Below are 12836 nucleotides of genomic sequence, written 5' to 3' on the forward strand. Positions count from 1 at the left end.
TATAGTGATTTAGACAAACAGATCTTTTAAAGCATCTTCCGGTTCAGGATAATCGCTTTCGCGCGCGAATTGATAAGCGACTTCCACTTCCTGCTTTGCCTTATTTTCCAATTCGATCAGCTGTTGTTCTTCTATTCCGTATTCTTTGATTAAGATTTGACGCATACGAACAATTGGGTCTTTTTCTCTTAGTAAAGTAACTTCGTTTTTATCTCTGTAAACTTCTGGATCTCCTTGGAAATGTCCTAAATAACGGTAAGTTTCAATTTCAATAATCGATGGCCCCTCTCCCTTTCTCGCTCGTTCCACCGCTTCTTTTGAAACGTTGTACATTTCGATAGGATCATTATCTTTCACATAATATCCTTTCATTCCATAAGCAACAGCTCTTATATCATTGGATGGAACGGATGTGGATGCGGATTTAGGGACAGAAATTCCGTATTGATTGTTTTCAATCACGACAATCAGAGGCAAGTTCCACAGTGCTGCCATATTTAAAGATTCATGGAAAGCTCCTTGGTTGGCCGCTCCTTCCCCAATAAAAGCAACAGCTACCCAATCCGTTCCTTTTTTCTTTGCGGCGAGCGCTGCCCCAAGTGCATGTGGAATGCCTGCTCCGACAATTCCTCCGCATGAAAATTTAACATCTGGATCAAATAAGTGCATATGCCCGCCTTTTCCTTTTCCGAGTCCAGTCACTTTACCAAAGATTTCAGCGGTCATTCTGTTTAAGTTAACTCCTTTTGCAATCGCATGATGATGTGGACGGTGTGGAGACGTTACCGTATCTTCTTTCTTTAGATGAACACATATACCAACAGCAGCCGGTTCTTGCCCCGTCGCCAAATGCATTTCACCCGGTACAGGCCCTGCACCGATATTAAAGACCGGGTTTTTTCCTTCTGCATAAGCTTCTGCCATCTTGTCCTCGTAATAACGAATTTTGTACATTGTTTCGTACATCCAAGTAAGATGATTCAAAGAAATCGTCAACTTGCTCTCCTCCTCCATTAGAAATTAAAACGTTTTCATCTATATTAAGATGCAAAAAATGTGCCAACACAGTCGGATGAGAGAGAGCTATGAAATTGATCGATTTGCCACAAATAATTTCATAGTTCTATTAAATTTTTATGAGATAATAGATTCCGCTAACATTTTTCGGTAAAAAGAAACAAAGTGTCCCATTTTGGAACACTTTGCTACCACATATTGATACAATTTGATACAAAACGAAACAATAATTTTTGTTAATAAGCAATGTTAAATTTTTTCATTTGTCGATAAAAAGTGCTCCTGGAAATTCCTAAATGTTTGGCTGCTTTCGTAATATTCCCATTACATAAACGTAATGCCCGGATAATAGACTGTTTTTTGATCTCATCTCTATGTACCAACATCTCCTCCTTTTTTTGCCCTGGAAACATTTGAAACACTTCTTCCGGCAAATCTTTTCCAGACAAAATTGGGTTTGTGTTCTGATTTAACGTTCTTTCTAGTATATTTTGCAATTCCCGAATATTCCCCGGCCAGTCGTACTGAATAAGAGCTTCTAAAAAGTCTTGTCGGATTTCTGGAAACGGTTTGTTTAATTTTTTGCAAAGCCTGCCGATAAAGTGACGGACAAGAAGCGGTATATCCTCTTTTCTTTCCCGCAAAGACGGCAGGGTGATCGGCATGACATTGAGACGAAAGAACAGATCTTCCCTGAAGCTTCCCTTTTGGACTTCCTCACGGAGATTTTTATTTGTAGCTGCAATAATGCGGACATCCACCGGTATCACTTTATGGCCGCCGATCCGCATCACTTCTTTTTCCTGAATGACCCGTAAAAGAAGGACCTGCATTTCCAAAGACATCTCGCCAATTTCATCTAAAAAGAGAGTGCCGCCGTCAGCAAGTTCGAATTTTCCTGCACTTCCTCCTTTTTTGGCTCCCGTAAAAGCACCTTCCACATAGCCAAACAGTTCGCTGCCAAGAAGATCGCGAGGAATTCCGCCGCAATTGATGGCAATAAACGGTTTGTTTTTTCTCTTGCTTGCATTATGGATTGCTTGTGCGAGCATTTCTTTTCCCGTTCCGCTTTCCCCTAATATTAAAACATTGGAGTCGGTTGCTGCCGCAAGTTTGGCTTCATTCAGTTTTTGAATGAAATGGGGATGCTGCCCGATAATATCATCAAACGTTATTTTGGCTTGGTTTCCAGATAAGTGATTGACAAATTGGCGCACTTTTTGGATTTCTTTCAGCATGATCATCGAACCAATCCAATGTTTATCTTTATAGATGGGGATTTTATCGACCATTACATGATGGGTATTTCTTGATGGCTTCACTTTTAAATGGAGTTCTTGGTTTTGCAGATAGACAGGCTTATTGGAGACAATGGATTTATTTGTAATAATTTCGTTAATCTTTTTCCCTTCTAGGTGTAACTGATCAAGGCAAAGAAGCTTCTTCAGCTGATCGTTGGCCTTTATAATTTTTCCTTCCGTATCAATAATCAGGATGCTTTCTTTCATATTATTGGTTGTCGCTTCAAGAAACCTTTGCATCATGATATTTTTTTCTGTATTTTCATTTAATTTTAATTGATACTCAATAGCTTTGACCGCTGAAACCACCATGCCCAACGTGTGAGGATGCACCTTTTCATATGGGCCGGAGACATTTAATACTCCAATGATATTCCCTTTTGAATCATGGATCGGGGCCGCGGAACAAGTCCATGATTGGCATATTTGCGAATAATGTTCCTCCGCAAATATCTGTACAGGTTGATCGATAACAATGGATGTTCCAATCGCATTGGTGCCCATGGTTTGTTCGCTCCAATCCGCCCCTTCGACAAAACCGATTTGAGCAGCCATTTCTAGAGTATCCGGATCACCAATTGATTTTAATAGCTGGCCTTTTTCATTGCAAAGAATGACTAAAAATCCGGACCCCTTCACGATGGAATAGAGTCCTTCCATTAATGGCATGGACCAATCAATCAGATTTTTGTATCGTTCCGTTTCAATTTTTTTTATATGGCCATATGGCTGAAAAGGATCTACCTTCCATTTTTTTGATCGAATCCATGAGTCTTTGACAATGGGAGAAAGCTTTTCATCTAATTCATTTTCAAAAATAAAGCGCTTCCACATTTCTTTAACATCCTCCTGCCTACTATTCACGTTAAAACACCTCCTCAACATGTTCAGAATCGGCGGTGCATCCGTGAACTCGTTTACCGTTTTCTCACGATCAAAATGAGTGACTATTAGGCTTGAGATATTGTATTGTCGATATTTGAAACGTCCAGCCTGATCCATTTCAGTTGTTTTCCTATATTGTAGCATTGAAATTTGGTACTATGCCAAAAAAAACGGATTGAGTTGGGCAATCAGTTCTGGCAGCTGTTTCGATTGCTCAAAATGCTTCGTCTTTTGCTTGGCGGGCAAATCCGAAGGGCAATTTAGCTGATACGCCTAACATCTAGACTCCCATCATCATATGATATACGGAAAATGGATGAAAGGGGGAAAAACGATGGAGATACCTGTTAGCGGTTATTTGGTTCATTCTGCTGATTCCGACTCATATCACTCGCATAACCTGTATATTACTACTTGGGATGGCAGGCCTGTGCATGTTCACCAATTCTCCGGGGTTACTTCTTATGACGCAGGCCATAGCCATAAATATGTTGGCGTGACAGAACCTGCGCCAAGCGGTGTTCCACATACACACCGTTATTTTACATTTACCTCTTTCGATGATGGACATAGGCATGAGATAAGGGGTGTTACCGGACCGGCTATTCCACTTCCAGGCGGGGGACATTATCACGAATTCTCCGGCGTTACAACAATCAGCGGCCGAATTCCTCACTCGCATCGATACAGTGGAAAAACGAGTGGATGATAAAACTCGATGTTATATCAGTAGTTACCTCTATAATGGTATAGCCAGTGAGCCCCTGTATGCTTCCATCCTACCAAATCTGGTTCTACAATTCTAAAAGCCACTAACAGAATAAACATGTTTAATCGAATGGTGAAAAGCCAAACAGCCACGTTCCTCCATCTGGTTTTCAACAAGACCAGAGTAGTGTCTGCAGTATCAGAGACAAGAATTCTTGCAGCTTCCTATAGTATAATGAAAAGAAGTGTTTGGTTGAAAATCAGCAGGAAGGAGACGAAATGAATTTTGAACGCAAAGAATGAACTATTTTCCATAGAAGAAATTGAGCATTTCGTAAACAATCATCATTTAGCATTTTTATACATCTCGAAAACAAATTGCAGTGTTTGCCATGCGTTACTGCCAAAAGTGAAAAAAGTCATGGCCGAATTTCCAAAGATTCAAATGGCCTTTGTCAACGTCGATGATGTCCCGAACATCGCAGGTCACCTTTCTATATTTACCGCACCTGTTTTGATTTTATATGTCGATGGAAAAGAAGTTTTACGAGAGGCAAGGTTTGTTCATGTTGAACAGTTTAAAGAGAAAGTGAAGAAAATTTATTTTTTAACATTTTTCTGAGAAGTCTCCCTTCCTTTAAACGGAATGAAGGAGGGAGATGAATCGGAAAGTTTTTTATTCACAAAAAGCGAACATATGCGCTATAATGAAACCATCCTATCAGGCAAAGAAAGAAGGGAATGCTCATGCTTCGTGGTCAAAAAGTGTTCTTTCGGGCATCCAGAGCGGATTTGAACCGATTGTATGCCTGCAATGGGGAATCTTCTACGCAGAAGCTTCTTCGATGGAGGTGGTAAGAAACTCCTACCTCTTCATGGAATGAAGGTGGGAGAGGTTCATCGGAGCAACGGTGACTTGTTTACATGGTAATAGGCACCGACTGAGATTACAATCATCTCACAAGCGAAAAACGCGCACGAATGTAATCTGGGTTGAGTTTTCGATATATGAATATACACATAAAGCCGATCGAATCGTTCGATCGGCTATGAAGTCATTGAAGACGTTCTTGTTCTACGAAGGGAATGAGGCTGCTTAAGCAGTCGGACTCCATGATCAAGCGAAAGCAAATGGCAGCGCTTGTTCAACCTTCACTGGCCCTGCCGCAAGCAAAATCCTCTAATGATGAGAATGAGGTCTGGGATAAGCGAGAAAGCTCGGTCTCATCCCCCGAATAATATCGAAAGCAAAAGCGCGGATGTAAACGATGTGATCATTTGCTTTCCTGATAATGACAGCGCCTCCTTCATTCCTAATTCCTTCGCAATCGTCCAGAAAGTAACCGCGCATGCACTGAAAGTGGAAGCGAGATAAACGACAAGAAATAGTTGAAATGTCGACATCGACGTCAACAACACCTCATTTCCCTCATTAAACAGTAAAATGCCATCTTTGCGAATCATGGAAAAAACAAGACCGACAGCGGCTTCCGTCGGCAAATTCAACCATTGAACGAGCGGCGCAAACAATAAAACCACTTTTTCCATCCATCCTAACACATCCATCAATCCAGCGATGAAACAAATCATCAAAAAGATCGGCATGGCTTGTGTTAAAAATTGAAATACCGTTGAACGAACGCGGTACGAAACTCCTGACCATGTCAGCATCTGAATAAATGTTCGATGCGGGCGAATCAAGGCTGTATGCAACAATGCCTGCCGGTTCCATATTCTTGTATGCAGTGCACCAACGATAAAAAGAGTGAATAAATACGGCAAAAATAAATACGGCTTTTGCGCGCTATGAAAAATCGAAATCGTTGCGCCAATTTGATAACTGCATGCCGAACCAAATGAAAGGAGAGAAATACACGATTTCCGCGTACAAGCGCTACACAATCTGCTCTGCTGGACAGCCACAACATTACATCCAAATCCAGTTAATACAGGAATGAGATCTTGGCCATTCAATCCTATTTTTCGTAAATACGGATCAAGCGCATCTGTTATCCGATCTTTAATCCCCGTTTCATCGGTGACAGCCATCATGATACTCAACAAAAAGACAACTGGAAACGCCCATAAAAATGAATATGCCCCCAACGTAAGCAACCCGTAATCTCCAACCAGCAACGCTTCCACCAGTTTTCCTTTTCCTTCAAGAGCGTGAACGACACCGGCAAGCGCTATTTCTAATAAAGGTTGTCCCCACTCTGCTATGTTATAGGCAATGTAAACAGGAAAGAGAAACATCATCAAAATCGCTGCTACAGAAACGAGCGGCCCGATAATTGGACGCTCAAATAAAAGCGAAGCAGGCTCTTGTTTGGGCAAGTTGAGCGACTGCAACACCTTGATGTCATCTTCTGTCCATTTTCTTCCTTGTTCAAATGGAGGAAGTGTTTGTTCCGATTCCTTTCTCCCTTTTGTTAAAAAAAGCGGGAAATGGTATTGCCTTTGGACATTTTCTAACAATGCTTTCGCTCGTCCGTTCATTTTATCCACAAACGTAACGGCAATGGAGACGTCCGCTTGCGCAACAGAAACAATGGACAGAAGTTCTTCCAACTCCTCATGGAAATGTGTACCGCGCACAACGAGCATGACATGATGTGCCTTTGCCACTTCTTTTTTGAGTTGCCGTTTACCAAGTTCATCCCCTCTGCGCAGCCCCGGTGTATCGACAACCTCCCACCCATTCAAGCGACGAATGGGATGGGAGCGAATCGTATACGTCGTTCCCTTTACATTTGTTTCTTCGCCGATGCCAAACTGCGTCCACCTTGAAAATAACGTTGTCTTTCCAACGGATTCAAATCCGATAAGCAAAAGTCGTTTTCGTTTCGTTCGCCCGGCTAACAATCACACTTCACCTCACAACATGATAAGTCCGTTAAATACATTTGATTGTTTGCATAGTGAGTGAACACGTCTTCTTCATGAGGCAGCCCGAAACGATCAACCAATTGTTTTGCGACTACCGCGAAACGTTGCCGAAACTTATAAATAAAGCAGAAAATCGCCTGATCATGAGCGACGCTCGGCCCAATTAAAAATAAATTCGGCGTAATGGTCGATTCATCATGAACCGTCAGCTTCGTTTTTCCGTTTTCGCACCATTCAAACAATGAGTGAATTTGTTCCGCTCCTGAGCGAAACCCTGTTGCTAAAATCGGCTTCGTCTGTGTCATCATTTGATCCCCATTCGAGAGGAATAACGTATAGCCGTTTTTCTCTTTCTCAATCTTCTCCACCTTGGTCTTTTCTATAATGGTTAAGCGCTTTGTTTGTTCAGCTGCTCGCAAGCGCTCCCACGTATACGGTGCTAACGCCAAACTTGGATCCGCTTCTTTTTCTCCATTTAGCTCCTTAGCCGAAATCACTGTCACTTCATTTCCATAAGCAACTAAATTCACAGCCGCATCAATCCCACTTTCATAACCGCCAATGACCACATAGTGTCCTTTTTCAAACTTGCTCCAACTGTCGACATATCGGTTATGTAACGCATGTTCGGCTCCCGGAAATGGGCGTGCATTCGGAAATTGGAATTCCCCCGTCGCCCAAATGACGGCATCTGCTTCGTAATCTCCTTCATTCGTCTTTAAGAGAAAACGATCGCCTCTTTTCATCACCTCGGTCACGTTCACTCCCTCACGAACCGGCAAATCGTAATATTCCGCCAATAAGTCAAGATATAGAGCATAATCTTCACCGCTTAGCCGCTCTTTTTGCAGTGTATACGCAGGCGATGTGGTCGGTGAAATAGCATTTAAATCTAATGCGCCAAATCCTTGACCAGTAAACGATGGCGTAATAAAGCGCATCTCCTTCGGCCATTGCCTAAACGATGAACCAATGCGATCACGCTCTAAAATCCCGAAATTCTCAATCCCTAACTGCTTGAATAATATTCCCATTCCAATCCCAGCAGGACCTGCTCCAACGATAAGAAAAAAAGGTTTCATTTCTTCTCACCTCTTGTTGATAATAGTAATCATTACGTTTTATAAACTATACCATACGAAATCAAAATTGTGAATAAGGAACATCATTTCTCTGCTATATGGTTTAGTTTTTTCTGAAAGCGTTCATGATTATAAAAACAGATGTATGGTGCAGTGGCCTATAAAAGCTCTCCCTCTACTTTACATCCAGAGACGTACTTCTAGTTTAAGTAATACTCCCTTTACTAACACACAAGGTTATTCATTGATGCTGCTTTACAACCTTTTTGGATGAATAACTCTTGTACTTTATCAAAAAACGACCGTTCGGTTTAATCGTATTCGAGGTCAGAGCAAAAACAAAACTCCATAAAGAAAAGGCCTCAGCACCTGAGACCTTTTCTTTATACCGCTTTATTCACTTCAAAGTTCGCCTTCACTTCTTTTGGCGTTTTCAATTTTGGATAGTCAAGCACAATCGCAAGCATACCACAAACTCCAATTAAGATTGGATAGAATGAATACTGCAAAATACTTAATGGTGAAATGGAAGCAACACCTGCTGCCAAAAGCATTTGCGCACCGTATGGGATGAGCCCTTGGAAACAGCATGAAAAAATATCTAATATGCTGGCAGATTTACGCGGATCAATGTCATATTGATCTGCAATGTTTTTCGCAAGCGGGCCAGCAATTAAAATGGAAATCGTATTGTTTGCTGTTGAAAGATTTGTTAAACTCACTAACCCTGCGATACCGAATTGTGCTCCTTTTTTCGACTTCACATTTCTTGTTACTAATTGAAGTAAATAATCAATTCCACCGTTATGTTTAATGACTTCCACCATACCGGAAATTAAAATCGCAAGCAGCGACAATTCTTGCATTCCAGCGACCCCGTCACCGATGGCTTGAATGAGACCCATTGCACTGTAGCTTCCATCAAGAAGGCCGATGATTCCTGCTAATAAAATGCCGCCTGCTAACACAACTAGTACATTGACACCCATTAATGCAGTCACTAATACACCAAGGTAAGGTAAAATTTTTATCCAATTAAAAGATTGATTCGTCATTTCCGCTTGCTCTCCAGCAGTAAATATCCAGAAAAGAACGATGGTGATAATGGCCGCTGGTAAAACAATGAAAAAGTTCACCTTAAACTTATCTTTCATTTTCGTATTTTGTGTTCGTACTGCCGCAATCGTTGTGTCCGAGATAAAAGATAAGTTATCTCCAAACATGGCACCACCAATGACAGCTGCCATCGATAATGTCAAAGAAATATCCGTTTGTTCGCTAATTCCAACTCCAATCGGCGCTAATGCTACAATCGTTCCCATAGAAGTTCCTAGCGAAATGGAGATAAAACATCCAATGACAAATAAACCGACTATTAATAAATTTTGCGGAATAACGGAAAGGGCTAAGTTGACCGTTGATTCAACAGCCCCCATTTTTTTGGTTACTTCCGAAAATGCCCCTGCTAATAAGAAAATGATGACCATTAACATGACATCGGCATTTCCAGCCCCTTTGGTAAACACTTCAACCTTCTTCGTTAAAGACTCTTTCGGATTCATCATCAACGAAATACTTGCCGCAATCAAAATCGCCACAATGACTGGAAATTTATAAAAATCACCCGTAACAATTCCTGCACCAATGAACAACACTAAAAAGACGACAAACGGAAATAACGCAAATAGATTTCCTTTTTTTAACTCCACTCTTTCCACCTCATTTTATGTTTTTTCGAAAGGTCTATTCACATAGAGAAAAGACCTCTTCTTATCAGAACATAAGAAGAGGTCTTATACGTATCTATATAAGAAACCCTTCTTATCTTTCAAGCACAATGCTTGCTGGATTTGGCACAGCACTCGAAACCGAGTCCGCTGCCGAGACTTCTTCGGGCCAGTCCCTCCGCCTCTCTCGATAAGAAGATAAACGGTTGTATTTCGTTGTAAAAACAACTAAAAGGTTACAACATATTGATCTGTTGTGCAATACACCTTGAGAATGTCTTACTTTTAAATAATTTTCAACAAATCTTAAAATAATATACAAAAATCCCGTAGCTAAACGCCACGGAAAAGGAAAGCAAAAATTCTATTCTGATTTATAGATTCCATATTTCACAATCTTAAGATAATCATTCAGCTCCCTGATCATAGACTCCGTACTATTAATGATATCAATTTGCTTATTTTTGTATAGAGCCAAATACTTATTAGACAGCTGTTCAGCGATTAACATGGTCATGCGGATAACAGTATCCACGGAAATATCCTCTCTAAGTTTTTCCGTTTGGATAAGGTCTTTAATATAAACATGCTCCAGCAAAAAATCTCCCTGGTAAGTTTCGTAGTGTTTTTTAATGATTTCTTCCATTTCCTCCTTTACTGCAGCAGGAGGATTGGTGAAGGCATCCATGATAAACTGAGTTTCTTGGAGATACAGCGCCGTCACTTTTTGTTTCGTCAGTACGATTTCTTTGATCCTTTCAAAGAAATCATCAGATTTTATTTCTCTTAACGCCTTCATTGTTTTTTCCGTAAGAAGGTCCTTCACATAATTCACTAAATAAAGGTATAAGTTTTTCTTGCTCTTAAAATAATGGAAAAGGATCCCCTTGGAAATTCCCGCCCGGCTCGTTATAACATCTGTAGAGGTTTTTTCATAACCATTCTTCACAAATTCCTCGATGGCCACTTTGATAATCAGGTCCTTTTTTTCTTGCGGCTGCTTTTCAAAAGCTGAATACAATTCTAACACCTCTTATTAGACTGCAATATCTTTCTTTCTATATACCATATATGCTGTGAATATACTAATCAAAATAACCGCAGCCATAATAAAGATATACAGAGGATCAAGCTCGTTATTATTAATAATGGAGGCAGCGTCCACATATTTAAACGGACTAAAATATTTTAGAACCTCTAAATCTTCCGACACCCCTGACAAAACATTCATAAAGTAGGCAACTAGGACAATCCCAAGTGAGATGGAAAGGATGTTTCGCGTTTTTTTCATGATTGATGACAACATAAACGCAATTGCACCGAAGGTCAAATGAAGCAATATCGTTGCGACGATTAGCAAACTAAACGTGTCTGTCGGAACATCCGGATCTTTTGCAAATTGAAATCCAATGATGCTTGCTATCGTCGACACCCCGTTAAAGATCAAAATATTTACCAAAACGGCCAAAAGTTTTTCTGTTACGATTTTACTTCTTGTGATCGGCTTTGACAGTAAAAATTCAATCGTTTTTTCATTTTCTTCCTTGGCAAGGATATTGGATGCAAGGATTGCTGAGTATATGCTTCCCAAAAGGGTAGTCATCATGTAAATTTCTACCCCGTAAAACCCCATCAAATCTCCCATGTTTAGCTCATTCATTCCAAACGCTTTTTTAATCGATTCCGGATAGGCCTCAAGGAGTTTTGTCATTTCTTTTTGCTGCTGTGCAAACTGAGGAAAAATACTTAACGTCAATAAAATAAGCCCGCTAAGTACGATGCACCAAATGATCAATGATTTTAAATTTCGTTTCAATTCTCTTTTAAAAATCATTTTCTATATCCCTCCCTCACTTCATCCCTCCCTCACTTCTCATAGTAATGCATAAATACTTCTTCAAGAGTCGGCTCTCCGATTAATAGATCCTGAACCGGCAGGGTATTTAATTTATTAAGAAGCGCCTTCATATCCCCGCTGTAAAGCAGCGTCATTTCTTTACCGTTTACTTCTTTCTTCACTACTCCTTCCAGATGGAAGTCTATTGGTTCCGATTGTTCAAATGTAATTGTGATATATTTCAAATTTTTCTTCGTAAGATTTTCAATCGTTTCTACTTTAACAAGCTCCCCTTCCTTAATAATGGCAACCCGATCACACATCTTTTGCACTTCAGAAAGAATATGGGAGGAGAAAAAGATCGTTGTCCCCTTCTCTCTTTCCTCTGCAAGAAGTTCAAAAAAGGTGTTTTGCATCAGCGGGTCGAGTCCGCCTGTCGGTTCGTCCAAAATAAGAAGTTTTGGCTCATGCAACAGCGCCTGGATAATCCCAACCTTTTTTCGATTACCAAATGAAAGATCCTCAATTTTTCTATTAAGATCCAAGTCAAGCCTTTCCGCCAGTTCGGTCATTCTCTTCGAATTAAATTTTTTGTAAAAGCCAGCTGAGTATTTTAATAAGTCGATCACCTTCATATCATCATAATAATGGACTTCAGACGGCAAATAGCCCACGTTTTGTCTTATTTCTTTTGAGTCTTTGATAATATCCTTTCCGAAAATAGTCGCACTTCCGCTAGTCGGATAAATGAAATTTAACAGTGTTCGAATGGTTGTGCTCTTGCCTGCTCCGTTCGGACCGATAAACCCAAAAATTTCTCCTTCCTCAATGGAAAATGTAAGGTTTTTAATTCCCCGGTTCTTTTTATAAGTCTTGGTCAAATTCTTGATGTCTACAACTTTCATACATTCCCTCTCCTTTGGGCGGCTTTGCACCGATTGACTGATTAGTCAATTCCATTATATGGAAATATTGACTTGTAAGTCAATGTGTTTCAAAAAAATCTACATGGTGGAAAGAATAGTTGGAAGCGCTTCTGCGTGCTCATCTTGCCCTTCTTTGACAATTTCATTTATGCAAAACACACAATTTCTACAAATATATGTAAATCTGACAGTTACCCAACCTGATGTAAAAGTTATGGAGGAATACCCTAATACCTACGTTGAAAATTTAGAATATTCCTTGAAAAATAAACAAAAACTGTTGATTTTTCCCTAGATATTGCTAAGGAGGCTAATAATCCATATATAAAAAGAAGCTTTTCGTCGTGCAGCAACAGATGAGCAAAACCATGCATTTTGGTTCTTATACTATTTCATAAAGAATAAAAAGAACTGAGCTTTACTCAGTTCTTTTTCAGAAAATACCTAAAATGGTTGTTCCATGT

Annotated in this window: 11 protein-coding genes and 1 riboswitch; of the genes, 3 read left to right on the forward strand and 8 right to left on the reverse strand. The window is 40.1% G+C overall.

Annotation, left to right across the window (positions count from 1 at the left end; translation table 11 throughout):
- Positions 1-9: 9 nt before the first annotated feature.
- On the reverse strand, positions 10-996 hold the full coding sequence (locus tag AC1WMD_RS09140; protein WP_494256860.1) for a thiamine pyrophosphate-dependent dehydrogenase E1 component subunit alpha: 987 nt from the start codon (positions 994-996) through the stop codon (positions 10-12).
- Between the two features lie 257 nt (positions 997-1253).
- Positions 1254-3182 (reverse strand): sigma-54-dependent Fis family transcriptional regulator, encoded by a 1929-nt coding sequence (locus AC1WMD_RS09145; RefSeq protein WP_494256862.1) that lies wholly within the window; start codon positions 3180-3182, stop codon positions 1254-1256.
- A 355-nt stretch (positions 3183-3537) separates the two neighbouring features.
- On the opposite strand from AC1WMD_RS09145, the gene AC1WMD_RS09150 reads away from it, so the two are divergent.
- The 3 genes from AC1WMD_RS09150 to AC1WMD_RS09160 all read left to right on the forward strand — a co-directional run bounded on the left by AC1WMD_RS09150 (position 3538) and on the right by AC1WMD_RS09160 (position 4795).
- Positions 3538-3912, forward strand: a complete 375-nt coding sequence (locus AC1WMD_RS09150; RefSeq protein ID WP_494256864.1) for a YmaF family protein — start codon at positions 3538-3540, stop codon at positions 3910-3912.
- Positions 3913-4197: 285 nt separating this feature from the next.
- On the forward strand, positions 4198-4533 hold the full coding sequence (locus AC1WMD_RS09155) for a thioredoxin family protein (RefSeq protein ID WP_043904390.1): 336 nt from the start codon (positions 4198-4200) through the stop codon (positions 4531-4533).
- 37 nt (positions 4534-4570) lie between these two features.
- A complete protein-coding gene (locus AC1WMD_RS09160; RefSeq protein ID WP_043904389.1) occupies positions 4571-4795 on the forward strand; it encodes a hypothetical protein in 225 nt (74 codons plus the stop codon).
- Between the two features lie 340 nt (positions 4796-5135).
- Here AC1WMD_RS09160 and AC1WMD_RS09165 read toward each other — a convergent pair whose 3' ends face one another.
- The 6 genes from AC1WMD_RS09165 to AC1WMD_RS09190 all read right to left on the reverse strand — a co-directional run bounded on the left by AC1WMD_RS09165 (position 5136) and on the right by AC1WMD_RS09190 (position 12351).
- Positions 5136-6776, reverse strand: coding sequence for a nucleoside recognition domain-containing protein (locus AC1WMD_RS09165; RefSeq protein WP_494256866.1), 1641 nt, complete (start codon positions 6774-6776; stop codon positions 5136-5138).
- Positions 6770-7882, reverse strand: coding sequence for an NAD(P)/FAD-dependent oxidoreductase (locus AC1WMD_RS09170; protein WP_043904387.1), 1113 nt, complete (start codon positions 7880-7882; stop codon positions 6770-6772). Before AC1WMD_RS09170 ends, AC1WMD_RS09165 begins: the two co-directional genes overlap by 7 nt.
- A gap of 383 nt (positions 7883-8265) precedes the next feature.
- Positions 8266-9591 carry a Na+/H+ antiporter NhaC family protein gene (locus AC1WMD_RS09175; protein ID WP_494256868.1) on the reverse strand — a complete coding sequence of 442 codons (1326 nt, stop codon included), beginning with the start codon at positions 9589-9591 and terminating at the stop codon, positions 8266-8268.
- A 109-nt stretch (positions 9592-9700) separates the two neighbouring features.
- A riboswitch (SAM riboswitch) is annotated at positions 9701-9806 on the reverse strand.
- Positions 9807-9973: 167 nt separating this feature from the next.
- The gene (locus tag AC1WMD_RS09180) at positions 9974-10630 is read right to left on the reverse strand and encodes a TetR/AcrR family transcriptional regulator (protein WP_043904385.1); all 657 of its coding nucleotides are present in this window, start codon (positions 10628-10630) and stop codon (positions 9974-9976) included.
- Between the two features lie 15 nt (positions 10631-10645).
- Positions 10646-11443 carry a DUF2705 family protein gene (locus AC1WMD_RS09185; RefSeq protein WP_494256869.1) on the reverse strand — a complete coding sequence of 266 codons (798 nt, stop codon included), beginning with the start codon at positions 11441-11443 and terminating at the stop codon, positions 10646-10648.
- A gap of 32 nt (positions 11444-11475) precedes the next feature.
- The gene (locus AC1WMD_RS09190) at positions 11476-12351 is read right to left on the reverse strand and encodes an ABC transporter ATP-binding protein (RefSeq protein WP_494256870.1); all 876 of its coding nucleotides are present in this window, start codon (positions 12349-12351) and stop codon (positions 11476-11478) included.
- Positions 12352-12836: the final 485 nt, after the last annotated feature.

This window comes from Parageobacillus sp. NEAU-HV-2 (assembly GCF_059115485.1).

Bases quoted from the DNA above. Each gene is read 5' to 3' on its own strand.
- AC1WMD_RS09150 (WP_494256864.1), top strand. From the start codon at position 3,538: ATGGAGATACCTGTTAGCGGTTATTTGGTTCATTCTGCTGATTCCGAC.
- AC1WMD_RS09160 (WP_043904389.1), top strand. From the start codon at position 4,571: ATGAATCGGAAAGTTTTTTATTCACAAAAAGCGAACATATGCGCTATA.
- AC1WMD_RS09170 (WP_043904387.1), bottom strand. From the start codon at position 7,882: ATGAAACCTTTTTTTCTTATCGTTGGAGCAGGTCCTGCTGGGATTGGA.
- AC1WMD_RS09185 (WP_494256869.1), bottom strand. From the start codon at position 11,443: ATGATTTTTAAAAGAGAATTGAAACGAAATTTAAAATCATTGATCATT.
- AC1WMD_RS09190 (WP_494256870.1), bottom strand. From the start codon at position 12,351: ATGAAAGTTGTAGACATCAAGAATTTGACCAAGACTTATAAAAAGAAC.